Here is a 25,452-nt window from a genome sequence, read left to right as displayed (position 1 = left end):
CTTCAGAATAAAGTCTGCGCCAACCATTTTAGATTAGCCCCAGAAAAAGCTCATCGTTTGATGGGCTTTTTGAAAATATTTTGAGGGAAATACTTAGAATCGCCAATGATAGAAGACGTCAATGGCTTTTTCTAAAGATTGACTGGCTTCCAAATATAATCGTTTGTTCATTTGATAGCGTAGCGTAAGCTTATTGACTGGGGTAAAGACTCCAACACCATAACGGATATATAAATCTGGTGTGATATAACCTGTTAGGCTTACTTGCGTATCATCACCTGTTCCCTGTGCATCTAATGCCAAACCACTTAAACCAAAATTTCGACCAATTTGATTGGTAAATGCGCGCGTTCCGCCCAAGCCCAAACTAATACCAGCAGCAGCAATCGTATTATTTACGTCAGATTTAAACCCTTCCGCATTACTTAAACCACTTGTACCTTCATTGATGCGCCCTGTCAGTAGTGCATTCATCGCTTCTTGTTCAGATAATCCAGCATCATTATAAACTTGAATATTTGGACTGCTTGCCGTCCCAATCACACGTACCCCAACAACACTTCCTGAAATACTCTTATTCGCATCGACATCCAAAGTCGGATTCGCCAATGGACCATTAAAACGCGCAATGGCACGGTTCAAATCCAGTTTTTGACCGTAGGCTTCAATCGTTACTTTTTGACTTACGCCAATCGCACCGTTGGCACGCATTGCAGTTTCCAAGCCTCGTTGAGATAAATAAAGACGGCCAACCAGAGGAATACGACTATTGAAGCCTTGAAAGACAACCTGATTACCCAAACTCACCTCAAGATCTGCACGAATATCCCATGGTTTCGCGGCTTTAAGTATAGCGAGTTGATCATCTCCCTCATGCACAACACGCACATCAGGAGAAACACTCACCACTGTAGCCGTCGCCTCAGGCATTGAAATGAGTGCCCGTGGTACATCTACTTTGCCTTTTACTGCAATTTTTTTACTAATTGGCAATATATCAACCGCAATATCTGTATCCACAATTGCTGTCACCAATGGAGCTTGACGCACCAGTAACTGCTTGCCATTTAATTGTAAATGTACACTTGGATCATTTTTCCAATCAATATTTCCCTTTAAAGTACCTACGCCACGACCACTATTAAATGCACCATTTAAGGTGGCATGATCTTGTTGGATCGACGAGTAGACTTGAATATTGGTTAAATCCACAGGTAAAGAAATCATGCTGATGGCGCCATTTTTTAAGCGCATTTCACCATCAAATAACGGCTGTGTCAGCGTTCCACTTATTTTTCCTGCAAGGGCCAATGAGCCTTCGATTTTTCGTACATCCGCGATAAATGGTTTTAAAATTTTGAGCTGCACATCATTAAAAGCGACTTCACCGCGCATAGGTTTACTGGCGACATATGGATTGATAATCACATTTGCATAACCTGTACCAATATTAGGGGCTTTTAAATCAGTACGTAAAAGTAACCCATTCGCTACACTCTTAACAATAATACTGGCTTCGTCATAATGCATCGTCGATGCAATATCTTCTGGATCTGCCGCAGCCAAACCAATTTCGCCATTACGTGTAACCAGTCGTGCATCTAATTTAGGTTGTCCACCCTGTGCCCAAGATGCTTTGGCGTAACCATTTAATTTACCCGTCATGGCTAAACCTTCTGGCATAAAGGTAGAAAAATCATGTAAATCTAAATTTTTAGTTAAGAATGAAACATTTCCCTTTGCACTACTAACGCGAATAGGTTGATCAAAACAAAGTTGGCTTTGTTGACTCGACCAACAATGTTGCCCTACAAATAACTCAGACTTTGCAGATGTAAAAATAACTGGCGCATTCTGCTCTTGCAGCAAATGGATCCGTACCGAGTCAAACTCACCTTTTTGAATTTGACCGAGCCAATCATTTTGCGGATTAAATCCACCAGCTAATTGTACGTAAAATTTCGAGTAATAATTCCAAGCTTGGAGTTGCAATAAATGTGCTTTTCGCGTCCCCGAAAGGGTTAGTGCAGCATGTTGAATTTCACGTCCACCACTACGTAAGCTATCTAACTGTGCCACCATTTTAGTCGCTACAGTTTCAGAAGTTGGTAATTCACCTTTCAGACTGATTTTTTTGACACTCAATGTGTCATTGAATCCAAAATTATCTACCGCTAGATTTGCTGTTGCACTCAGTCGTGGCTGAGCCTGTATATTTAAATAACCATAAGCTTTTCCACGGAGTCCAGGATAAAGCTCATACAGTGCTGGTGCATTCAGATTTAATTTAAGATTTTGAGCATTGCCTGTTGCTTGCAATTGATTATTGGCATACGACAAGAATAAATTATTTGCTTCAAACTGTTGTGGTAAAAAACCTTTTTGATTCGAATTTAAAACAACGGCTAAATTTCCACGGCCACGCAGTGGTTTATTGTTAATGATCCCTGCCAAATTCAGCCGTTCAATATTAATGCGCTTAAGTTGATCACTCCAAGTCCCTTTGGTTTTGACATTTCCAGAAATTTCACCCCGTAAAGATGAAATAAAATAATGTGGTTTGAAATGCACCAATGATGCATTTAAATCCCAAATGATGGCTTTATTTAGATAAACCGAACCATTCGCTAAAATTTGACCAGCCACACCATCATGTTTTAATTCATAAATTTTAATTAGCTCTGGAGTTCCCGCTACTTTAAATTTTAATAAGCCGTTACCTTGCTGCATTTGTTTTGCATTCAATGCACCGTCATATTGCACCCCAAAACTTTTAAATCCACCACCCGATTTTGCATCATAAAACTGAACAGCAACGGTACTTTTACCTGTTAATTTAACTATTTCAGGATTAGCTTGATTCGCAATTTGTCCCGTTAAATCAATGGAAGCCAATTGAATAATTTGTTCATTCGGTTTTGCATAACCATGAGCCTTAATTTGCCCATTGAGAAGATTAATCGGTGCTGTTGTAACAACAGTTTGGGGATTAAAATCTTTTGCAGTTAACAATGCATTCCATTTTAATTGTTGCTTGGTATCGGGTAGTTGCACCACTGCATTCCCAGTCAAACTGCCTTTATCTGCCAAATAACTAAAAGTTGGTATGTTTAAATTATTATATTTTACATTGAGTTGAGCATCATATTTACCTGCTGGAAGCATTGCCTGATCATGTTTACTAATGACTGTTGCAACATGAATATCTTGCTTACCCTCATGTAAAGTAAGTTTTACATTGCCCGAGTTACTTGCTAACCAACCAATATAAGGGACTGCACGATCAATATTTTTCCAGTCAACATCTAACAGCATTGGCTCAGGTTTTTGATTTTTCTGTGCTGCCTGATTAAGTTTAACATTCCATGTTTCAAATTTATCAAAAGCGACATTTGCGGTAACTTGCAGACCTTGTTTTAAGGCGCCTTTGGATTCGATTTTGGCATCTAAACTCGGCGGTAAAAAATCACGAATCACCTGCGGAATAATTTTATCTTTTGGACTAATTCGGTCTAAACGTCCATTTAAATCCCAATGCACATGATCTTGCCAACTAACTAAACCGGCTATATTAACTGAGCCACCCATTAATTGACCATTTAACTGGCCAATATCCAATTGATGAATTAGGTCGGTATGTGCCGTTGCAGTATATTTACCCTCAGGAATATTTTGACCACTGATGTCAGTATTAACCTCCAAATCGAGCCTTTGTATATTGCCAGAAAATTTGGCTACCCCTTCTTTAGACAATAACTTTTGATCAAGCAATAATGGCCAATGATAATTTTTAAAGATTAGAGCACCACTCATCGGAACTTGTGGTCGCATCGGATGTACAACTGCCCATCCCGTGAGCAAATCTGGTGTCGTCGTCGCCACACCTGCACGAATTGTATCTAATGTCCCGCGTGCGCGGACATGAATATCTTTGATATTTAGACTTTGCAATGACGGCAAATGCACAATGGCTTTCGCATCAATTGGATATTTACCTTCAAATTTAATACTGCCTGTGGCACCTTTGACCGCAAGGTACCCCATATCCATTTTAGTATTTTCAAATGTTAATGCAGTACCCGACCATAATGTCTTATTCAATTCAATTTCATGAAAATCGACAGTCACTGCAGCCACTTGAATCGCTAGATGATCAAGCGTGGCATGATCTACGCGTAAAATAAAAGGAAGTTTAATTTCATTAAACTTGAATGGCTCATGACTAGGAGGAGATTTAGTAATAATGCGTAAATTATTAACGTCTGCATGACTCAAATGAATTTCTTTATCTAAAACGGCACGCCATCCTAATGAAACATCAGCACGATCAATTTGGATATCAACAGGTTTTAAGCTGACTAAAATATTTTTTAGAATAATCCCATGAAGTAAATTACCACTTTCATACTGGTACTTGATCATTTGTTGATGAGACAAAACTCGATCAAGTAAAAATTTACTACCTTTGTCTGTAGAAAACATAACGGCCAAAGCTGCAATTAACACGCCTAAAACGAGTGCAAGACTCAACAACACATTACGTAGAGTATGACGTCTTTTTTCTTGCTGTTCAGGTAATTGTTGCACTTGCTGCTCATCTTCAGCCATAACTGTTCCAAAACTCTCTATTTATTTTTAAGCTATTAAATTTGTGGACCGATAAAAAAATGTAGTCGAATAGGATGTGCTGGATCTGAAATACCGGATGCGATATCTAGACGAATAGCACCAATTGGAGACTTCCAACGGATCCCCAAACCTAGACTATATTCTGTACCATTTTTAAACTTATCATCATATGCATTACCAAAATCTGTAAATACTGCTGCGCGCCAACCTTCTTTAAATTGATAATTATATTCCAAAGAACCAACGGCTAAAGCCTGTCCACCGACTTTATAGCCATATTCTATGGGCGATAAGCTTTTATAATCAAACCCGCGTAAACTCTGATCCCCACCAGCAAAAAATTTTAAGTTATAAGGAACTTTTTCAAAATCTTTTGCAAAAATATATCCCAGATCAGCACTAGCAATAAGCTGATAATCATTATTTTGCCCAAATGAATATAAAGCACTCCAATTGGCATTGGTAATCACCATATCAGTATCTGACAATAATGACTCACTTCCAAGTTGAATCTTATAACTTTGTTTAAAACCACGTGTTGGATTCAGACGATTATCACTGTTTGTTTTGGTTGTTTCATAACCCAGTAGTAAGGATTGTTGTTGCGGTTGCGCACCAGGTATTAAAAAAGCATCTGGAATATCACTGCTATCAATAATTCCTTGCTGAGTAATGCGATCTAGACGATAGCGTACACCAAAAATATGTTGCCACTCTTTGCGTGAACCTTTAATAATTCGATCTACACCTGCTACGGCAGACTCAATCACCAAACTGAGGTCGTTACCGACAGCACCATGCTCTTCGCGCTCATAACCACCAACCACACTAATAAAATCATTTAATGGATGTTTATAGGGAATATTATAGCGACTATCAAAAGATTGACGAATTTGTGATAATTCCATATTGGCATCAAAAGAATGCCCAAGATGATTGACAATGGCACGGCGATACTGCCCCCGCAAACGTACCCCTGTATCTGTGCCATAACCAACACCTGCTTCTAAATTATTTAATTGGTCTGCATTTAAGGTCACAATCACTGGGATTTTTTTATCGGCACGCGCTTGATCTCTCAATAAATCTTCTTCAGATTCTTTAGCCTGTTGTTGTACATTCATTTGACGTAAATTTGGATTAACTTCAGCTGGGCTGGTTCCCGCAAATTGTTTTTCATCCACTACATTTTGCGTCACTTCCTTAGATGAACCTAGATCTTTCTTCACTTCAGTTTGATCGAAAAATGCCGACTCAGCGATATGTTGTTGATCTACTAATTTTTGTAAATCAGGTGGTAATTCTAATGGTTTTTGAATGGGATCAGGCTTGACTGCATCCACCAAAGTATAATTAAAATAACGTGAGTTGGTTAAATTATTCGCTAAACCATTGACACGCCAAGCCGTATAATCAGCTCCATCTTCCCAAGGCGCCAAAGTTTTTAATATTTTTAAATCAAGCGGTAATGGCTTAGTGGGATCACTCATTCTAAATTCGACTTCACCTAACTTATAACGCTCACCTGTTTCATATTTTAAATTTATAAATGCTTTATTTTGTGGTTGCTCAACCTTGACATCATGTAACCGCCAATAGCTATCGAAAAATCCGTTATTGGTTGCAGCATCTGCTATTTTAGTTTTTGTCGCTTCATATAAACCTTGATTTAAAATATCGCCAATATCCAATTCAGGCAGGACACGAATGACTTGAAATTGCGCTAAATTTTTTCCTGCACCTGTAAACTCAATATTTTGCTCTTGAACCTTGACTGGATCATTGGGTGTAACAAGAACTTTAACTTTTTCATGATTCAACTTTTCAAATTTAAATTGAGCATTGTAGTAGCCCACTGCTTGGGCTGCTTGATTAGAAAGCGTTCGTAATTGAGGAACTGCCGAGTTAAAGTCTGAAAATGCTTCAGTGGTAAAACTTGATAACTGTGCCTTAATATTATTGGCCAAAGACGCTGGTGCCCCCTCTACAACCGCACTGATACGGGCTACAGCAACCACATTATCTTGTGGTGGGCGAACTTTATGTAATAACCGTTTAAAGAAATTCGGCCCTTCTTTTTCTTGGCCCAATGGATCCAATACCGATTCCGCTAGCGTCTTTCCTGATTCATTTGCCTCAACCACAATTTTGCTATCTGCTTTAATACTGTTGATCAACTGATCAACATTCACAGGTGCTTGACTGATTTCCGTGAGTTCTTGATGAGTCGCATCTGCAACAGTTTTTTCTGGTGTAACCTTAACATTCGCTCTAAATTTTATGGCTTCATTTTTCGCTGATTCTGCTTCTTGGTAAATATCATTAACCAAAGAGGGATCTACCGGAGCAATGGATAAATTCTCTAAATCATCAAATTGAATCGGTTTAAAATCAGAAATCTCATTTGGATTTTGTTCTTGTTGTTGTAACATCAACGCACTATCAAATGTACTTTGCTGTTGAGTATTTTGATTCTTTTGAACTAAGCCATCTATTTGCTTCGATGCTAAATCTGGCTGATTCAATCCATTTTTAGATTGTTCTGGGGCATGTTTTAAATCAGCATCCGCTAATATTTGATCGGATAAGGTCGCTGTTGTTGGAACAACCTCAGCATTACTTTGTTCTGCAAAAGCACAAGGCGTAGCAAATACACTTAAAAAAATACTTGTACACAACAATTTATTGATATCATTTGTGTTCAACATGCTCTGCAAACAATAAGCAAGCACGGATTTTTTAAATTTAATTTTTGCTGGCATACCGAGCTCTAAATCTCATTGTTTAATTGATGTAAAAATCGCGAACTAAAGTGCTACATTACATATAAATAAGGTGGTTTTTTGACATTTTTTTAAGGTTAAAACATCATACATGATTTTGCGATACAGTTAACAATTCGTCACATTTCTTAATAAAACTTAGTGAAGACATTCAACAATGGAAAAAAATGAGCATATATTAGGTACACGTCGTTTTTTACCGATGTTCCTCACCCAATTTTTTGGGGCCTTAAATGATAATGTCTTTAAACAATCATTGTTACTGGTTATTACCTATGGGTGGATTCAACATCAATCTGCCCATATAAGCACATTAAACAATCTTGCTGCACTCTTATTTATTTTACCTTATTTTATTTTCTCTGCGACTGCAGGACAGATTGCAGACAAGTATGAACGTTCATTTTTAGTTCGAAGTATTAAGATATTAGAAATTGTCATCATGTTGATTGCTTCAATCGGCTTTTTATTGGGGAATTTATGGATACTTTTATTTGCTCTGTTTTTAATGGGAACTCATAGCACCTTCTTTGGCCCCATTAAATATGCGATTTTGCCTGATATTTTAAAACCAAATGAACTTATGTCAGGCAATGCCTTATTCCAATCAGGAACATCAATAGCCATTCTCATTGGGATGATTTTAGGTGGTGCAGTGATTTCAAGCTCACAAGGCAATCTCATTTGGATTAGCTTAACCGTGACTCTAATTGCAGTGATTGGTTACATCTGTAGTCGTTTTATTTTAAAACAACCCACCACAAATTTAGACTTAGATATAGATTGGAATTTTTTCCGTACCAGTTTTCAAACCATCCAATATGCAAAAAGTTTACCCCTAGTGTTTTTAATATTATTGGGTAATTCATGGTATTGGTTTTATGGGGCAACCTATCTCACACAAATTCCCCAACTGACGCAACAAAACTTACATGCCAATGAAAATGTCGTGAGTTTATTACTCACCTTTTTTTCGGTAGGTATTGGTGTAGGCTCACTACTCTGCCGAAAAATTGGGGGGGCTGCGGTGAATATTAAAATGGTTCCTATTGGTGCAATTGGATTAACTGTTTTTGCACTTTATTTGGCTGCCAGCTTAGCCTTTATTCCGACACGCACAGGCAACCTGATTGGCATTAGCGATATGTTTCATCTAGGAATGGCCTATTACCACGTGATGCTTGCGGTGACATTATTGGGAATAAGTGGTGGTTTTTATATCGTACCGCTCTATGCCATGATGCAAGCGTATGCACCGAAATCACACCGTGCTCGTGTCGTTGCAGCAAATAATATTTTTAATGCTATTTTCATGGTCTGTTCCGCAGTTTTCTCTATAATTATCTTAAGTATATTTAAAATTGATATTAAAATACTGTTTTGTATCACTGCGATCTTCAGTGCCATTTTCAGTATTTGGCTACTCCTACGGCTTAAACCGTTGGCAGCCTCTACCCCTATTTTCTTGGAGGACTAACATGCGTCAATACACGGGTATAGACAAACTGATCAATTCATTCGATCAAGCTTTAAGAAGTCTGGTTCCTGGTGTGACTTCTGCACAAAGAACAAGTCCTTCAAATGATGTAGAGACTAAATTAGGCGTGAGTGAGGCTCGTCATGTTGCGGGCTTAATGCGTGTCAATCATAGTGGCGAAGTTTGCGCTCAGGCACTGTACCATGGTCAGGCTTTAACCGCCAAACTTCCCAATGTACGTCGTGAAATGGAATTTGCTGCAATTGAGGAACAAGATCATTTAGCTTGGTGTGAAGAGCGTTTAAAAGAACTGGATAGTCATACCAGTTTATTCAACCCTGTCTGGTATGGCCTTTCTTTTGGAATGGGCGCGATTGCAGGGCTTGCTGGTGACAAATATAGCTTAGGTTTCGTGGCTGAAACTGAACGCCAAGTTAGTATGCATCTACAGCACCACATTAGTCAGCTACCTGCACAAGATGAACGTTCACGTCAAATTTTAGTGCAAATGAATGAAGATGAATTACATCATCGTGATACGGCTTTAAATGCAGGCGGTGTCGATTTACCCATTCCAGTTAAAATTACCATGACTGCTATTTCTAAACTGATGACCAAAACCAGTTATTTTATCTAATTTATTTCCACATTTTCGATCATAAACAGTTAAAAATAAGTTCACCTCTTAGTGAGTAGTGAACTTATTTTTAACTGCCAACTTTTAAAATCTATTTAAGAGTTTAGCTTTTCTGATCACTTGGGCAATCCAATAGATTTTGCTATAGTGCGCCGCTGAGATCAATTTTGGAAAAACCAACATGAACCCAAAAACTACTGAGAAAAAACCTCTACCGTGGTTACTCATGGGATTAGGACTTTTAGTTCCTATTTTTATTATTGTTATGGCTTTTTTTGCAGCAAAAAGTGATGCTGAAACTCAAAAGAAATATCAGCAACAGTATGCAGAAATTGCGAAAAAACATGCTCAAGCTGCAGAAAACCAATAATTCAATATTCTGCTTAGAATCCTAATCAATTCAATATTTTTAGCCACTTCAATATGAGTTGGCTCTATATTTTCAAAAGTTGAATTTAATAAAATAAAGAATCCATATCCTAACTTTACAAAACCACAAAAACAATTTGGATTGTATTTCAAGCAATATGAAATAGTATTATTTTAAAAATATTCTTCTCATTTTATTCAGTTCTTGCATCACAACTTACGATAGGAAACTGATGTTGCGCATGACTAAATTTTTCATCACTCCAAACGTCTTGCATTGGAATTTTAACATCTAAAGCCAAAGGTATTTTCTTCGGATTAAATTGCATTACTGACAAATCTACACCCCATGCAATTAAATCGACATCTAGTGAAATATGATGTGATGGACGGATCCGCCCCGAAGCAGCCTCCATTTGTTTCAGTAAAGTCATCATTTCATTTACGGCTAAATGACTTTTCAACAAACATGCAGAATTCCAATAGTCTGAGCCAACACCATCCCGACAAGGGATCAAATAAATATTAGAAAATATCACTTCACCTAAAGCAGAAATTTGTGCAATTGCAGTTTCAAAGTTTTGTTTAGGATGAAAATTACTCGCCAATGCTAGGGCGAATATCGTTTCGGTGGCGTTCAAGACGAATTCCTACAGAATTTGCTTGCGCGATAATGGCAGGCTTACGGATGGTAATCATAATCGAATCTATCGCTGGGAAGGTAGTAAAAAGCGCGTTTAATACTAATTTAGCAGCATGTTCGATCAATTTCGGAGCTGCGGTTTGAATGACTTTTGCTGAAATTTCACAAATTTCTGCATAGTTCAACGTATCCTGTAATTCATCTGAATTAGATGCTTGCTCTAAATTAGTGTGAATGTTCATATCTAACATTAAAGGTTGAATAATTTGACGTTCCCAATTGAAACAACCAACGACTGTTTCCACCTTTAAACCTTCGATCACAATTGCATCCATAGCAAACCTTTTATTCATTTCTCACTGAATCATCCCCCTAACCAAAGAGAGATGAGTCGTGATTTAAAGTTAATTTTTCAACAGTATCTGAGGATCAATATTTTGCACCATTTGCAATCGTTGGTCTGCGTAAATATCAGTATATGGCGCAAGAATGCGCATAAAGCGATCAAAGTACAACATCTGCTTAAACAATAAGGCAAAATCTCGTGGGAATTTAATGCCATGACGCTCACCTACACCCACCATATCCATCATGATATCGTTTAAATCCGCAGGATTTGAACTGAGTATTTGTTGTGGATCTGCCATGATTACGCCACTAAATAAACGCTCTAGATCTGCAGCGAGAACATCGGTATCAATATGTTTACTGGTCATACCCATATTCAACATATTTTTGGCCATTGCTGGATAATCCGTCCGTTGCAATGCATCCATAAAGGCCATACACGCAGTCCAAACTTTAGGATTTAACTGTCCAACGATACCAAAATCAATGAATCCAATGCGACCATCTTCCAGTAACATCAGATTACCAGCATGCAAGTCAGCATGAAAACTCTTACACAGCATTAAGCTACCAAACCAAGTATTCATTGCCGTAACCAGCACTTGAGATGGATCCTTCGCTACCTTTTTCACGACTTCAAAATCGGTTAAAGGTACACCATATAGGCGTTGCATGGTCAGTACACGGCGGGTTGAATATTGATGATAGACTTTTGGTGCTGTTGCAGCTTGATTTTGTGTGACATTCAAATAATTAATAAAATCATCTAAATTTTGTGCTTCTTCAATAAAATCAACTTCACGTACCATCCGCGTTTTAATTTCATCAACAATATCTGCTAGCGAAGCAAACTTTACTTTGGGTACTGCTTTTTCTAAAATTTTAGTTGCCCAATGCAATACATTTAAGTCGGTATAGAGAATGGTTTCCACACCTGGCTTTTGCACTTTAATCACAACATCTTCACCACTCACCAATTTAGCCGCGTGAACTTGTGCAATCGATGCTGAAGCTAAAGGTTTTTCTTCAATTGACGCAAAAATTTCATCTAAATTCCGACCTGCAAATTCAGAAGCTAAAACACCTTGCACATAACTAAAAGGTAGTGATGGAGTTTGATCCAAACAACCCTGAAATTCTTCCACATATTCACGTGGAAATAATGATGGCGTACTGGCAATAAATTGACCCAATTTAATATAGGTAGAACCCAAGGACTCAAATGTTTCACGCATCAATTTTGCGTTACTTGGTTTTTCAGTGGCATATTTAATGCCTGCTCTTGCTGCAATTACCGCAGTTTCCCCAACTCGGGCAACTGAGCGCAGTCCATCTAACCAGATATTGTTTTTCATAATCTCTAAGTAGAATTAAATTAGTCTGAGTGTAACAAATTAATGGGGATGTGCAGAATGGCTTGCCTGACAGTTTACACAATCTCTGTCTTTTTCAAATGCCAAAATGCGTTGTTGCATCGTTAAACCATCCCACAGCAGCAGCTTTTGCTTAAGAGGAGTTTTGGCTAAACCTAAAAATAATAATGCATGATGGGCTTGCAAACTTGCCATCACATTGGGTGTGGTTGCAAGTACACCTGAATCTGCACAACGTAAGCTTTCACTGGCATGCTGTTGTTTTGGAAATAAACATTCATAACAGGCAGACTCACCTTCAACCATAAATAGTTGACCCTGAAAACCTATTGCTGAGGCACTAATTAAAGGGATATTCAATTGTGTACAAATTTGATTAACTAAATAACGCGTCGTGAAATTATCACAACCATCTAAAACCAAATCTTGATTTATAATCAGTTGTTGAGCATTGCTTGCATCGAGTTTAGTGATATAGCTTTCTATACGAATATGTGGGTTAACCTGATATAAGCGTTTGGCCAAAATATCAGCTTTATAAAATCCAATATCTTGCGCTGTATACGCAATTTGACGTTGCAGATTACTCACTTCAATGGTGTCTGCATCAATAAGGGTAATTTTCCCCACACCTGCACGTGCAAGTAATTCTGCTGTGGTACAACCAATACCACCACAGCCAACAATTAGCACATTAGCCAATTTAAGTTTTTCTTGCGCCTCAATGTCCCAGCCATCCAGTAAAATTTGGCGAGAATAGAAGTGCATTTCTTCTTCTGTAAGTTCTAAATCTGTGTCTATAAGCTGAACCACTGGTGTGTCCTATCTCTTATTACTGAATGAGGGAAACCACCTTAATACATAGGCTGTTATAAGGTATAGTTTTAATATTAAAAAAAGCACCTTTTTACAGGTGCGAAGCATGCAACGTTAAAAATTCAAAACCAATTAACTGACTTGCTGAATTCCCTGCATTTTGGCAATTTCTTGTTGTTTAAGTAAATTACGCTGAATCTTACCACTGGATGTTTTAGGCAAAGCATCTACAAATTCAATTTCTTTAGGATAAGCATGCTTTGATAAACGGGAACGTACATATTCCTTTAATTTAGTATTTAATTCCGCAGAAGCTAAAACTTGCGGTTTCAGTACTACAAAGGCTTTTACAATCTCAGTGCGTTCAGGATCAGGTTTACCCACCACTGCAGACTCCAGTACTTCTGCACACTCAAGCAACGTACTTTCAACATCAAAAGGCCCTACACGATAGCCTGACGTTGTAATGACATCGTCAGCACGACCAACAAAATCCACACCACCCAATTCATTTAATTTAACAGTATCCCCCGTTAAATAATAATGCCCAACAAATGATTTACGATTATTGCCGCCGTAGCCTTTAAACCATGCTAAGGGAGATTGTGAAAAATCAATCGCTAGTGTACCAATGCCACCCACTTCAAGCTCTTCATTATTTTGATTCAACACAGCAAAACGATGTCCCGGATTTGCATAACCCGCTGATCCAACTTTAATGGGATGTTGCAAGGCATGATGATTACCCACCACCATCCCCAATTCAGTTTGTCCGTATTGATCATAAATATTGACATTTAAGTCATGCTTAAACCAATGAATGACTTCAGGTGTGAGTGGTTCACCTGCACTACTCACGACACGTAAATGCGCTTTAATCGAAGCATCAAATTTTTCTTTAAAACCAAAGAACATCCGAAATGCAGTTGGTGAGCCTGTCAAATTACTAACTTTATATTTTTTAATTACTTGTACTGCATTATCCACACTAAATGCAGATTCGTTCAGAATGATGCTATGACCCAAGCCCAATGGCCCAACAATTCCATAGTACAAACCATATGCCCAACCCGGATCTGCTAGATTCCAAAATGAATCTTCAGAATGTAAATCAACAGCATGTCGCATATATTCTTTAAATGCCAATACCGCTTTTAAAGGCACAGGCACAGACTTAGCTAAACCTGTTGTTCCCGAGGTAAACATCATCAAAAAATCATCTTCGAAACTTAGCATCACAGGCTCAAAGTCCGTAGATTGTGTCTCCACTACCTGCCAAAAATCTGCATTTTTTGGTTCAATCGTATTTTGAGCATGCACCGTTAAAATATGCGGAAGATGAACCCCATTCAGCTTTGAACGCTGCTCTTCATTGGTCACAATGAGTTGTGTCTTTGCGGTTTCCACGCGGTGCTCAATCGCTTTAGATTCAAATGCCGTAAATAAAGGTTGATAAATCGCACCGATACGCCATGTGGCCAAAATCGTAATCAGCAATTCAGGTGTCCGAGGTAATAAACCTGCGATGCAATCACCTGCTTTTAAACCCAGTGTGGTTAAGTAATTGGCAAGTTTTCCTGAAGCTTCCGCCAGTTGTTCAAAGCTCCATTGTTCGACTGCACCATTTATACCTTCCCAAATTAAGGCTGTTTTATTTGAACCTAATGTCTCCCACAGCATTCTACATATGCATTAATCGCTTGTGGTGTACCAGCCAATTGTTGATGAATTAATGTTTCATAATTAAATTCTTGGTAGGCTTGTTCTAGTGTCTTCATGACGGCAACCTCTCATCCTGTTGTTGACAAAGCAACTTGCTTTGCATATCCATATTCCGTTTTGTTGTTGTATTACTCAGCTCAATCATTGAACTGTGTAGTCTATTTCTACCTATAGATAATCATGGATATACTTGCACATCAATTTCCAAAGACCTCATTCGTATTGCAGCTTTTGGAAATTCCTCAGATTTAGACTCAAATAACCTCAAAAATCAAAATTTAAGCAAAAAATAGGATGAATAAATATTCATCCTAGTAAGACAGAGATATTGACGGATGCCTCTAATTTTTAACTTAAGCTTTAAAATTAAGCTTTGGTAACTTCCCTTGCAATCACTAAACGCTGAATATCCGATGCCCCTTCATAAATTTGGCTAACACGTACATCGCGATAAATACGCTCAACTGGAAAATCTGAGACATAGCCATAACCACCATGAATTTGAATCGCATCAGAACAAACTCTTTCTGCCATTTCAGATGCAAATAATTTGGCCATAGAGGCTTCTTTTAAACATGGTAATCCTGCATCTTTTAAACTGGCTGCATGCAAAATTAATTGACGTGCAGCTTCTATTTGCGTAGCCATATCTGCTAAACGAAAAGCCATGGCCTGATGTTGCACTATTTCCACCCCAAAAGCTTTGCGGTCATTGGCATATTCTACTGCTGCATCAAAAGCTGCACGTGCCATCCCTACACATTGCGCTGCGATCCCAATGCGGCCTGATTCTAAATTAGACAGTGCTATCTTGTAACCTTCACCTGCTTTTCCAAGCAGGTTTTCAGCTGGAATACGACAATTATCTAAAACAATCGTTGCGGTATCAGAACAATGTTGCCCCATTTTGTCTTCAATACGCGAAACAATATAACCCGGTGTCTCTGTGGGTACTAAAAAGCAAGAAATGCCTTTTTTCCCTGCCGATTTATCCGTTATTGCAAAAACAATCGCAACCTGTGCATGTTTACCTGTGGTAATAAACTGTTTGGTTCCATTCAGTACCCATTCAGTACCCATTCATCACCGTCACGTTCAGCTTTACATTCCAACGCACCTGCATCTGAACCTGCTTGGGGTTCGGTTAAACAGAAACACCCAAGCCATTTACCTGTTGCGAGTTTTGTTAAATATTTTTGTTTTTGAGCTTCGGATCCGTATTTTAAAGTAATGCCACATGGTAAAGAATTTTGTACACTAACAATGGTCGAAATTGCACCATCAGCTGCGGCAATCTCTTCAATTGCAAGCACTAATGAGATGTAATCCAAACCTGCACCACCCCATTGCTCAGGAACAGTCATTCCTAAAGCGCCCAACTCACCCAATTCTTTAAGTTCTTGTGTCGGAAACTGATGGGTTTTATCTCGTTCAGCAGCAGATGGTTTCAGTTTATCTTGTGAATAACTACGCAACATATCCTGAACCATTTTTTGTTCATCATTTAAAATCATTGAGCATCCCTCTCGTATATATTTAGGTGATAAAATACCTATGCGAAGTCTTAGAAATCACATGAATAAAGTATTGAAATTTTAAGAAAATTTGATATGCAGTAAAAAAGTCATTCGAAGACATTTGGTTACTTTCAATAAAATAAAAGTAACCAAATGATTTATATCTCAATAATTCACAGCAATAAAAATTTACTGCGAATATTAAACAGCTTATATAAACCTTTTAATTTCGTATCAAAGGATAAAAATTAGAATAAATCCTTTATCAAACCTATTATTTAGGTTGCATCCGAATTGCACCATCTAAGCGAATCACTTCACCATTTAAATAACTATTTTCACAAATATGCCCAACCAAATGTGCAAACTCTTCAGGCTTGGCCAAACGTGGTGGGAAAGGTACCATCTGTCCTAAAGCATCTTGCACGTTTTGTGGCAAAGCTTTCAGCATTGGTGTTTCCATAATCCCCGGCGCAATCGTCATCACACGAATGCACTCTCTAGCCAATTCCCGCGCTAAAGGCAATGTCATTGCAACGACAGCCCCTTTTGAAGCGGCATAGGCCGTTTGACCAATCTGACCATCAAAAGCGGCAACTGAAGCAGTATTCACAATCACACCACGTTCTTCTTCACCTGCTTTGAGTTCATATCTAGACATTACATCTGCTGCAAACCGCAACATGTTAAATGTCCCCGTTACGTTGATATTCAAGACTTTTTGGAATGCATCCAGTGCATGAATACCATTTTTCCCCAATACTTTCGCCGATGGGCCAATACCTGCACAGTTAATTAAACCATTCAGCTGCCCATATTCTTGTTCGATCTCTTTAAAGAACTGCTCTACGCTAAGTTCATCAGTCACATCAAGTGCTACAAATTTAGCATTAGCACCCAGTCGGCTTTGCATTTCTTGTCCAAGTGCTTGGTTCATATCAACCATAATCACTTTTGCACCTTTACCCACTAAATATGTAGCCGTTGCTGCACCCAAACCAGATGCACCACCCGTCACGACAAATACTTTTCCTGTAATATTCATGTTGCTTTCCTATTCTTTATTTAATGACAACTCGGCTTAAGATGCAGATTAAACACAGTTAAGCTTGAGTACAATTTCCAAAAGTTGCATCCTATATGATGTATTTGGACAATTCAGCCTCACGAAAATAATGGAATATGCAGTGGATCAACAACAACTACACTATAGCAAAGGGACAATTTCCATCAGCCTTGTGCATGAAGCCTTAATATCTGCACAAGATAAAGGCTTAAATACACAACAACTTTTACAAAAAGCAGGGATTGCACTTGAGTTAATGTCTTCAACTAAAACTCGTGTATCTGTGAGTGCTTATGCACAATTATGGATTGTACTTGCAGACACGATGAATGATGAGTTCTTCGCTATGGATTCACATCCCATGCGGCGTGGCAGTTATCAGTTATTGTGTAAAATGGTCAGACATGCAGAAACTCTGGGCAAAGCCGTACAACAAACTTTGCAGTTTTTAAATCTGATTTTAGATGATTTTGAAAGTAAGTTATTGGTTGAAGAAAATTATGCTTATATCGTCATTTATGACCGCCAACCGACCAAACGTATGTTCAGCTATGCCACCTATTTAATGCTGATTCATGGCTTAATGTGCTGGCTTATCGGGCAACGGGTCTTACTCAACCGAATTCAATTGAAATGCAATCCTCCCTTAGATAATCAAGATTATAAAGTTCGCTTTTGTGAGAATATCCAATACCATGCCGATGAAAACTACATGCAGTTTGATGCTAATTACTTAAAGTATCCAATTAAGCAAGATCAAAAATCATGGCATCAATTTATCCAAAATACGCCGCACAATTTATTGGTGCGTTTTAAAAATCCGAATGCCTTAAGCTCCATTATTCGCAAACAGCTGATGCAAGTCCATCCATCTGAATGGTTAGAATTACATGCGTTGGCGATGCATTTAAATACCTCAGAAGCAACCATTCAACGGCGTTTAAAAGCTGAGGGTATGAGCTATCAACAACTTAAGAATGATATCCGGCGTGACACTGCCATCGAACAACTCACAAAAACTAAAAAATCACTACACCAAATTAGCGATGAACTTAATTTTCATGATCCAAGTGCATTTCATCGGGCTTTTAAAAAATGGACGGGCGTGAGTCCAGGTGCATATCGAGAATTAAAGGATGAATAGACTAAAACATTCACATAAATATACAAAATCACATTTTCTTAATTATTAAATAGATCTGTATGTTTTGAGCAGACATATCATCCTTAAGCGCATTTCAATCTGCCTCATTAGTTTGCTTTTACTTTAAAAATAGGTTATTTTTCACCCAAATTAAAAGCGTATTTTATGCTTATTCTGGCTGTACTTCTCCCTGCTATTTTTTTGCTTCACCCTCAAGATAGGTCATACCATGCTTAAGATGATTGATGTATTTGAACAAAATCTTGTACAAAATTTCCTGAACTCGCTTTCCAGTCAAACTGAACCAACCGATGAATTAATGATGGCTATTATAAATGCATCAGATATTGAACTGAATCATGCAATTGCAGATTTCTTTTCTCAAAATGATGCTACTGAAGTTGCTCAAGCACTTGATATTTCAAAAGATCAAATTGAGGCGATTCAAATAGGTTCATCGCTAAAAAAAGACAATCTTGCGGATACCGCTAAAATTGTTGCACTGTGTTTGGCTCTAGAATCAGATGCGCTCAAATACGTTGAAATTGCAGATAGTCTACAAGATTATCCAATTTAACCCTGATGACCATAAAAAAACGACTCAATCGAGTCGTTTTTTTATGGTGCAAAATTAAGTATTCATCGGATTGACTAATTCAGCCATTGCCCTAAAGTCACGCGGTCATTGCCGCCATAATCTTTAACGGTACGCACTTGACGAAAGCCAGCATCTTTAAAAATTTTCTGTACTGCATCGGCTTGATCATAACCATGTTCGAGTACAATCCAACCTTCTGCTGCCAACCATTTTTTACCTTGCTGAACGATATGTTCAATATCAGATAAACCCTGTTGGTCTGCCACCAATGCACGTTCAGGTTCAGAGGCCAAATTTGGCATGTGCTCATCGTCGGCATCAATATAAGGTGGATTGGAAACAATCACATCGAAATATTGTCGATTCAACGCTTTAAACCAATCACCTAAGAAGAATTTCACTTGTGGTAAATCGTGTTTTTCAGCATTAAATACAGCAACTTCTAAGGTCGGCTCATAAATATCAGTCGCAGTCACCGCCCAATTCGCTCGCTCACTGGCGAGAGACAAAGCTATAGCACCTGTACCTGTACCTAAATCGACAATACGTGCATCTTCAGGTAGCTCTAGATGCAAAACTGTTTCAACTAAAACTTCTGTATCGGGTCGTGGTACCAAAGTATCTTTTGTTACTTTTAAATCCAACGTCCAAAAGGGCTGCGAACCTGTGACATAAGCCAATGGCTCTCCAGCTGCAATACGTGCCAAACCAGCCACATAAGCTTGCTCTTGCTCAACAGTCAGTTCTTGTGCCTTTTTCATCACCAAATCAAATGAATCAATTTTGGTAATATATTCAAGTAACCACGCATTTTCTTGGCGTTCGTAGCTTTCTGCTTCACCACGTAAGGCTAAAGCCTGTGCAATATTCATTAGCCACCATTCTGTTGTGCAAGCATTGCTAACTGATCAGCTTGATATTCACGATGTAAACTATCCAGTAACTCGGTCAAATCACCCTCCATTACCGCATCCAACTTATATAAAGTTAAGTTAATACGATGATCTGTCATGCGACCCTGTGGATAGTTATAAGTTCGGATACGCTCTGAACGATCTCCGGAACCAACTAAGTCACGACGCATTTCCGAAGTAGCAGCATCTGCAGCTGCACGCTTCGCATTTTCTAAGCGAGACACCAATAATGCCATCGCTTTGGCTTTATTCTTATGCTGTGAACGCTCGTCCTGACATTCCACCACCGTACCTGTTGGTAAATGGGTAATACGAACAGCGGAATCAGTTTTATTAATATGCTGACCACCCGCACCCGAAGCACGATAGGTATCAATACGTAATTCTGATGAGTTTATTTCCACCGAAGTATCCACATCGACTTCGGGTAAAATTGCCACGGTACATGCAGAAGTATGAACACGCCCTTGCGATTCAGTCGCAGGCACACGCTGTACACGATGTGCACCACTTTCAAATTTCAAGCGACCGTAAACACCATCACCATTAATCAGGCAAATCACTTCTTTATAACCGCCATGCTCGCCTTCATTTTCAGACAGCACTTCAAGACGCCAACCTTGCGTTTCAGCGTATTTACTGTACATGCGATATAAATCGCCAGAGAAGATCGCTGCTTCATCGCCACCCGTTCCAGCACGAATTTCCAAATAGGCAGAATTTGCATCATTTGGATCTTTCGGAATCATCAAGATATTAAGATCTGCTTCAAGCTGCTCGATGATGGCCTTACTTTCTTTAATTTCTTCCTGTGCCATTTCCTTAAAGTCAGGATCTGACAACATTGCCCCAGCCGTTTCAATATTTTCTTCAGCTTGTTTGTATTTTTTCCAAACATCTGTAATTTCAGTTAAATCATTATGCTCACGTGACAAATTACGAAACCGTTTATTGTCCGATATCACTTCAATATCAGCCAATAGTGCAGTTAACTCTTCATGTCGATCACAAAGTTGATCTAATCGTAAACGTAACGATTCTTTCATTTTAAATAAATTCTCAATCTCAACCTTAGCTTTAAAATTCTAGATAAATTTATCTAAAGAAAATTTAGTAAGATAAGCAAACACAATAATTACCTATAGTTTACCGATTCTGAGTTTTAATTAACATCCCTTTATCAAACACTGACGATTTAGCCAATTAAAAAGTAATTAAAGGTCGATAACTTTCACAGATCAATTAAATTATGTACTGCATATGATGAGCTTTTTAGTAAAATTGCTTATTTTATCGGCGATCGCACTAGAATATATACATTTAAATAACAAATACGCGAATTATGCAGATTCATCTCCATATTCTTTGGAATCATTTTTGTTACATTTGCTGCATCAAATAGAGATAGAGCTGTCCAAATAAGGACATGGAGCAACAGATGAAATTTAATGCCATGTTATTAAGTACTGCCCTTGCAGTAACTTCAATGTTTACCGTAAGCGCACATGCTGACAACTCAACTCGTATTGCGGCAACTTCAGCATTAGGTAGTGTTGCAGGTACCGCAATTGGTAAGCAATTAGGTGGTAATACAGGCGCTATGATTGGCTCTGCTGTTGGTGGTGCTGGTGGTGCTGCCGCTGCAACAAATCGTCGTGATCGTACGGCTGCCGCAATTGGTGGTGGCTTAGGTGGTGTTGGTGGTTACACTGTGGGTAAAAACCTAGGTGGCTCAACAGGTGGTTATATTGGTGCTGCTGCGGGTGCTGCCGGTGGTTCAGTTCTAGGTAAAAAGGTCTCTGAAGATCGTCACTATGACAATCGTAAATACAACAAAAAACACCATAGAAAACATCGTCACCATTGATTTATGAATGATATAAAAAAGCACCTTTGAGTGCTTTTTTATATATTTACACAGCATCAATTTATGACTTCAAAATATTAAATGATTTTCGAATATGATCATTCACCACCCTTTTACAGATCCCTTTTTATCTTTTTATGATTTTAATCGACAATGGCTTAGCACATTGAGCGAATAGACCTCTGCTAGATTTAAGCAAAATATAGAACAATATGAAGAAATAACTGAGTCAACTTACAATCGGTTAACTAATTTATGCTTCTTTACTACATTGCTATTCACAATCAAATCGTAATTTTTAAGTAAATTTAGCAACAAGATAAACCAGTTACAGCAGCTCCGACAGGAAGTTTGAACATGAAATTACAAGCAATAATGACTGCAACCATCATTACAGCAACAATGATGACAACAGCACACGCAGACAATGGAACCCGTGTCGCCCTTACTTCTGCTTTAGGTGGTGTCGTTGGTGCAGCTGTCGGTCAAAAAATGGGTGGTTCAACAGGTGCCATGATTGGTTCTGCCATTGGTGGTGCGGGTGGCGCAGCCGCTTCAAGCGATCGTCATAACCGAACTGGTGCTGCAATCGGGGGTGCACTTGGGGGTGTCGGCGGTTATACCGTTGGTAAAAATGTAGGTGGGACCACTGGTGGCTATGTTGGTGCAGGTTTAGGTGCTGCTGGTGGCTCAGCTTTAGGTCGTAAAGTCAGTGATGACCGTCGTTCTGATGATCGTTACAACGACCGCTATGATGATAGAAATCACTATAGTAACGACTATCGCAACAATAAATATCGCTATAATGACCGAGCATATCGCCACGACAATGGTCGTCACTTAGGTCACCATAAAAATCGCCACTGGAATGATTAACTCTAAAGCATACTAAAAGCACCTTCGGGTGCTTTTTTCATCTAAGGTGAATATTAACACACACAATATATCGCAATTAATCGATATACAAAACACACTTTATATCGTATTATCTCGATATAGAGTTTAAAACCTTAGGTCGACAATAAAATGCTCACATTAAAAGATACCAAATTTTCAATCCTTGAACTTGCCCCAGTTCGAGATGATCAAAGCGTTGAATTTTCACTTAGACACGCTTTAGAACTGGCTCAGCATGCTGAAAAATTGGGTTATGAGCGTTTATGGCTAGCAGAACATCACAATATGGATGGTATCGCCAGTTCTGCAACTGCAGTTTTACTCGGTTATATACTAGCCAATACTCAAAAAATTCGAGTCGGTTCAGGTGGCATCATGCTGCCCAATCATGCACCTTTGGTTGTCGCAGAGCAATTTGGTACTTTAGCTACCTTGTATCCTAATCGAGTTGAACTAGGCTTAGGTCGTGCACCTGGTACTGATCAAGTCACTATGCGTGCTTTAAGACGAGGGCGTCAGGAAACAGAAGAACAATTCCCGCAAGATGTCATTGAAATTTTAAATTATTTTGCAGATGCACAACCGAATCAAAGAATTACTGCCACACCAGGTCAAGGCACACATGTACCCGTTTGGCTTTTAGGCTCAAGTTTATTTAGTGCACAATTGGCTGCAAAATTAGGACTTCCTTACTCATTTGCCTCACACTTTGCACCGCGAATGTTGGGACAAGCCATTCAACTGTATCGGGACAATTTTGAACCGTCTGAATATTTAGCACAACCTTACGTGTCTATGGGTGTTCCAACGGTCGTCGCAGCGACAGATGCACAGGCAGAATATTTAGCCACCAGCGTATATCAACGTATTCAAAGCTTACTCACGGGTCAAAGCTTAAAACTCAAAGCACCGGTTGATAGTATGCAAGGACGCTGGTCTGCTTCAGAAAAAATTGCAGTACAAAACTTCCTCGCAATGGCGCAAATTGGTTCTCCAGAAACAGTCAAACAAGGTCTAGAAAGTTTGTTAGAAAAATATCAAATAGATGAATTTATTTTCACTTGTGATATTTATGATACTCAACAACGACTGGAAAATTTTAGTTTATTAATGAATATCAAAAACGCCTAATCACTTTAATACTTCCCAACATAGTACCTTAGACAGGTGCTATGTTTTATTGCAAACCACCATCTTTACTCAGTTCAGATTAAACAGCATTTGCGATCTTATTCAACTTCTGCATATATAGTGATATAAAAAATAATCCAATACAAAAATGGAAAACAGAATGAATCAATATATTAATAAACCAACATCTGCATTTATCGCTGCCAGTTGGGTTGCTCTGATTGCAGGTGCAGCAGCGTATATGGTCGGTTTGTGGAATGCAGACATGCTACTCAATGAAAAAGGTTATTATTTAATTCTTATTTTATATGGTTTATTCGCCGCAGTATCTTTGCAAAAAATTATCCGAGATAAGCTTGAAGGCGTTCATGTAACCGCTATTTATTTTGGACTCTGTTGGGTTTCAATTTTAATCTGTGTCGCATTGTTGAGCATTGGTCTATGGAATGCTTCACTTGAATTGAGTGAAAAAGGCTTTTATATCATGGCTTTTTTACTTAGCTTATTTGGTGCAGTTGCCGTACAAAAGAATATTCGAGATTTAGACTATCTTAGAATGCATACACAAATGCCAAGTGTTCCTCATTATTCACAAACACCCGTTGAAAATATAGAATATGACAATGAACAAAATTAAGCTGTGCTAAAGCAAGCTATTTCCTTTTTTCCCATTATGATCAAACCTTCTATGACATTGAAAAACAAGACTTGTTCTCTCAGAACAAGTCTTGTTTTTCAGATCAACTAATCATCCTATTTCACACGCAACACCATCAACTTTAAGCAAAAATAGTTTCACATTTTCATCCATACCAGTATGAAGATGACTGACTAGATTCTATAAATATCTTTACCTCAGACTCTATCTTAGATATATCAATTAACGTCAAAACTTACTGTAATACACTAAAATAAAAAAAGGATATGAATATGGTCATCAAAAAAAATAACCAACAGGACGGTTTTTTTCAAAATACGCCAGAGTTTTTTAAAAGTTTTAATGGGCAACTAATATCTGCCAAGGATATTAAAGCAACTGATTTCACAGCATTAAAAGTTGCTATTATTGGTGCAAACCAGCAAACAGTCATGCATTTGGAAACCATTACTCAACAGGCAAAATGTGTAAAAGTTTTCCAAATCACCCCACATTTTGTACTACCACATACAGAAAAAGGTATTCACAGATTAGTTTCACATCCCTTAATTATTAAAAATCGGCGTTTATTTAATAATCGGGTGAAATCATTATTGGCCATTCGCTATTTGGATTCTCAAATTCAGGATCAATGGTTAAAACGTCAACTGATGCCAAACTCAGCCGCTGAGCATAAAGTATTCTTCAAATCTGATCGCTATTATTCCACACTGCAGCGTGAAAACTGTCACTTAATTACTTGGCCAATTATAAAAGTTACAGAAACTTCGATTCAAACGATGGAAGGAATTGAGCATCTAGTTGATATCATTATTACGACTTATTGAATATCAAAAAAAAGAGGCTGAAAGCCTCTTTTCAGC

The 25,452-nt window shown here is 38.3% G+C and carries 19 protein-coding genes and 2 pseudogenes; 10 read left to right on the top strand and 11 right to left on the bottom strand.

From position 1 onward, the window contains the following. Window positions 1-93 precede the first annotated feature (93 nt). Both B9T28_RS07695 and B9T28_RS07690 read right to left on the bottom strand, forming a co-directional pair. A complete protein-coding gene (locus tag B9T28_RS07695; protein WP_086203402.1) occupies window positions 94-4,608 on the bottom strand; it encodes a translocation/assembly module TamB domain-containing protein in 4,515 nt (1,504 codons plus the stop codon). Between the two features lie 35 nt (window positions 4,609-4,643). Further along, on the bottom strand, window positions 4,644-7,391 hold the full coding sequence (locus B9T28_RS07690) for an autotransporter assembly complex protein TamA (protein ID WP_086203401.1): 2,748 nt from the start codon (window positions 7,389-7,391) through the stop codon (window positions 4,644-4,646). 178 nt (window positions 7,392-7,569) lie between these two features. Between B9T28_RS07690 and B9T28_RS07685 the strand changes: the two genes are divergently transcribed. From B9T28_RS07685 to B9T28_RS07675, 3 genes are all read left to right on the top strand, one after another. Next, on the top strand, window positions 7,570-8,889 hold the full coding sequence (locus tag B9T28_RS07685) for an MFS transporter (RefSeq protein ID WP_086203400.1): 1,320 nt from the start codon (window positions 7,570-7,572) through the stop codon (window positions 8,887-8,889). A 1-nt stretch (window position 8,890) separates the two neighbouring features. Continuing rightward, window positions 8,891-9,526, top strand: coding sequence for a 2-polyprenyl-3-methyl-6-methoxy-1,4-benzoquinone monooxygenase (coq7, locus tag B9T28_RS07680; RefSeq protein WP_086203399.1), 636 nt, complete (start codon window positions 8,891-8,893; stop codon window positions 9,524-9,526). A 181-nt stretch (window positions 9,527-9,707) separates the two neighbouring features. Beyond that, a complete protein-coding gene (locus B9T28_RS07675) occupies window positions 9,708-9,896 on the top strand; it encodes a hypothetical protein (protein ID WP_086203398.1) in 189 nt (62 codons plus the stop codon). Between the two features lie 193 nt (window positions 9,897-10,089). Here B9T28_RS07675 and B9T28_RS07670 read toward each other — a convergent pair whose 3' ends face one another. The 7 genes and pseudogenes from B9T28_RS07670 to B9T28_RS07640 form a co-directional block, all read right to left on the bottom strand. Next, window positions 10,090-10,536 carry a 2-amino-4-hydroxy-6-hydroxymethyldihydropteridine diphosphokinase gene (locus B9T28_RS07670; protein WP_086203397.1) on the bottom strand — a complete coding sequence of 149 codons (447 nt, stop codon included), beginning with the start codon at window positions 10,534-10,536 and terminating at the stop codon, window positions 10,090-10,092. Then, the gene (folB, locus tag B9T28_RS07665; RefSeq protein ID WP_086203396.1) at window positions 10,493-10,873 is read right to left on the bottom strand and encodes a dihydroneopterin aldolase; all 381 of its coding nucleotides are present in this window, start codon (window positions 10,871-10,873) and stop codon (window positions 10,493-10,495) included. Before folB ends, B9T28_RS07670 begins: the two co-directional genes overlap by 44 nt. 69 nt (window positions 10,874-10,942) lie before the next feature. Next, complete coding sequence (locus B9T28_RS07660) at window positions 10,943-12,241, bottom strand: ABC1 kinase family protein (RefSeq protein WP_086203395.1); 1,299 nt, start codon at window positions 12,239-12,241, stop codon at window positions 10,943-10,945. A 39-nt stretch (window positions 12,242-12,280) separates the two neighbouring features. Further along, window positions 12,281-13,027, bottom strand: coding sequence for a HesA/MoeB/ThiF family protein (locus B9T28_RS07655; RefSeq protein ID WP_086203438.1), 747 nt, complete (start codon window positions 13,025-13,027; stop codon window positions 12,281-12,283). Window positions 13,028-13,207: 180 nt separating this feature from the next. Next, a pseudogene (locus tag B9T28_RS07650) lies at window positions 13,208-14,853 on the bottom strand (AMP-binding protein). A 310-nt stretch (window positions 14,854-15,163) separates the two neighbouring features. Next, window positions 15,164-16,311, bottom strand: a pseudogene (locus B9T28_RS07645) (acyl-CoA dehydrogenase family protein). 277 nt (window positions 16,312-16,588) lie between these two features. Next, complete coding sequence (locus tag B9T28_RS07640) at window positions 16,589-17,359, bottom strand: 3-hydroxyacyl-CoA dehydrogenase (protein ID WP_086203394.1); 771 nt, start codon at window positions 17,357-17,359, stop codon at window positions 16,589-16,591. Window positions 17,360-17,489: 130 nt separating this feature from the next. Between B9T28_RS07640 and B9T28_RS07635 the strand changes: the two genes are divergently transcribed. Beyond that, window positions 17,490-18,524: an AraC family transcriptional regulator gene (locus tag B9T28_RS07635; RefSeq protein ID WP_086203393.1), complete on the top strand. Its 1,035-nt coding sequence runs from the start codon at window positions 17,490-17,492 to the stop codon at window positions 18,522-18,524. Between the two features lie 229 nt (window positions 18,525-18,753). Continuing rightward, window positions 18,754-19,101, top strand: coding sequence for a hypothetical protein (locus B9T28_RS07630; RefSeq protein ID WP_086203392.1), 348 nt, complete (start codon window positions 18,754-18,756; stop codon window positions 19,099-19,101). A 74-nt stretch (window positions 19,102-19,175) separates the two neighbouring features. Here the strand turns inward: B9T28_RS07630 and prmC are convergent, their stop codons facing one another. Together prmC and prfA are read right to left on the bottom strand one after the other, a co-directional pair. After that, window positions 19,176-19,994, bottom strand: a complete 819-nt coding sequence (gene prmC / locus B9T28_RS07625; protein ID WP_086203391.1) for a peptide chain release factor N(5)-glutamine methyltransferase — start codon at window positions 19,992-19,994, stop codon at window positions 19,176-19,178. After that, a complete protein-coding gene (gene prfA / locus B9T28_RS07620; protein ID WP_086203390.1) occupies window positions 19,994-21,082 on the bottom strand; it encodes a peptide chain release factor 1 in 1,089 nt (362 codons plus the stop codon). The genes prmC and prfA overlap by 1 nt, the downstream gene beginning before the upstream one ends. A 392-nt stretch (window positions 21,083-21,474) precedes the next feature. Between prfA and B9T28_RS07615 the strand changes: the two genes are divergently transcribed. From B9T28_RS07615 to B9T28_RS07595, 5 genes are all read left to right on the top strand, one after another. Continuing rightward, on the top strand, window positions 21,475-21,903 hold the full coding sequence (locus tag B9T28_RS07615) for a hypothetical protein (RefSeq protein WP_086203389.1): 429 nt from the start codon (window positions 21,475-21,477) through the stop codon (window positions 21,901-21,903). Between the two features lie 357 nt (window positions 21,904-22,260). Next, the gene (locus B9T28_RS07610; protein ID WP_086203388.1) at window positions 22,261-22,779 is read left to right on the top strand and encodes a hypothetical protein; all 519 of its coding nucleotides are present in this window, start codon (window positions 22,261-22,263) and stop codon (window positions 22,777-22,779) included. 150 nt (window positions 22,780-22,929) lie between these two features. Beyond that, the gene (locus B9T28_RS07605) at window positions 22,930-23,931 is read left to right on the top strand and encodes an LLM class flavin-dependent oxidoreductase (protein ID WP_086203387.1); all 1,002 of its coding nucleotides are present in this window, start codon (window positions 22,930-22,932) and stop codon (window positions 23,929-23,931) included. Window positions 23,932-24,091: 160 nt separating this feature from the next. Then, a complete protein-coding gene (gene yiaA / locus B9T28_RS07600) occupies window positions 24,092-24,568 on the top strand; it encodes an inner membrane protein YiaA (RefSeq protein ID WP_086203386.1) in 477 nt (158 codons plus the stop codon). 287 nt (window positions 24,569-24,855) lie between these two features. Continuing rightward, the gene (locus B9T28_RS07595; protein ID WP_434057122.1) at window positions 24,856-25,416 is read left to right on the top strand and encodes an NAD(P)/FAD-dependent oxidoreductase; all 561 of its coding nucleotides are present in this window, start codon (window positions 24,856-24,858) and stop codon (window positions 25,414-25,416) included. Window positions 25,417-25,452 lie beyond the last annotated feature (36 nt).

Origin of the sequence: Acinetobacter silvestris, from assembly GCF_002135235.1 — a bacterium.
Classification (GTDB): domain Bacteria; phylum Pseudomonadota; class Gammaproteobacteria; order Pseudomonadales; family Moraxellaceae; genus Acinetobacter; species Acinetobacter silvestris.
The sequence above is the reverse complement of the archived record's forward strand: the minus strand, read 5'-3'. Positions and strand labels throughout refer to the sequence as shown.

Bases quoted from the DNA above. Each gene is read 5' to 3' on its own strand.
- B9T28_RS07690 (WP_086203401.1), bottom strand. From the start codon at position 7,391: ATGCCAGCAAAAATTAAATTTAAAAAATCCGTGCTTGCTTATTGTTTG.
- B9T28_RS07630 (WP_086203392.1), top strand. From the start codon at position 18,754: ATGCTTAAGATGATTGATGTATTTGAACAAAATCTTGTACAAAATTTC.
- B9T28_RS07605 (WP_086203387.1), top strand. From the start codon at position 22,930: ATGCTCACATTAAAAGATACCAAATTTTCAATCCTTGAACTTGCCCCA.
- B9T28_RS07655 (WP_086203438.1), bottom strand. From the start codon at position 13,027: ATGCACTTCTATTCTCGCCAAATTTTACTGGATGGCTGGGACATTGAG.
- B9T28_RS07610 (WP_086203388.1), top strand. From the start codon at position 22,261: ATGAAATTACAAGCAATAATGACTGCAACCATCATTACAGCAACAATG.
- yiaA (WP_086203386.1), top strand. From the start codon at position 24,092: ATGAATCAATATATTAATAAACCAACATCTGCATTTATCGCTGCCAGT.
- coq7 (WP_086203399.1), top strand. From the start codon at position 8,891: ATGCGTCAATACACGGGTATAGACAAACTGATCAATTCATTCGATCAA.
- B9T28_RS07695 (WP_086203402.1), bottom strand. From the start codon at position 4,608: ATGGCTGAAGATGAGCAGCAAGTGCAACAATTACCTGAACAGCAAGAA.
- prfA (WP_086203390.1), bottom strand. From the start codon at position 21,082: ATGAAAGAATCGTTACGTTTACGATTAGATCAACTTTGTGATCGACAT.
- B9T28_RS07660 (WP_086203395.1), bottom strand. From the start codon at position 12,241: ATGAAAAACAATATCTGGTTAGATGGACTGCGCTCAGTTGCCCGAGTT.
- B9T28_RS07635 (WP_086203393.1), top strand. From the start codon at position 17,490: ATGGAATATGCAGTGGATCAACAACAACTACACTATAGCAAAGGGACA.
- B9T28_RS07595 (WP_434057122.1), top strand. From the start codon at position 24,856: ATGAATATGGTCATCAAAAAAAATAACCAACAGGACGGTTTTTTTCAA.
- B9T28_RS07675 (WP_086203398.1), top strand. From the start codon at position 9,708: ATGAACCCAAAAACTACTGAGAAAAAACCTCTACCGTGGTTACTCATG.
- B9T28_RS07640 (WP_086203394.1), bottom strand. From the start codon at position 17,359: ATGAATATTACAGGAAAAGTATTTGTCGTGACGGGTGGTGCATCTGGT.
- B9T28_RS07615 (WP_086203389.1), top strand. From the start codon at position 21,475: ATGAAATTTAATGCCATGTTATTAAGTACTGCCCTTGCAGTAACTTCA.
- B9T28_RS07685 (WP_086203400.1), top strand. From the start codon at position 7,570: ATGGAAAAAAATGAGCATATATTAGGTACACGTCGTTTTTTACCGATG.
- folB (WP_086203396.1), bottom strand. From the start codon at position 10,873: ATGGATGCAATTGTGATCGAAGGTTTAAAGGTGGAAACAGTCGTTGGT.
- prmC (WP_086203391.1), bottom strand. From the start codon at position 19,994: ATGAATATTGCACAGGCTTTAGCCTTACGTGGTGAAGCAGAAAGCTAC.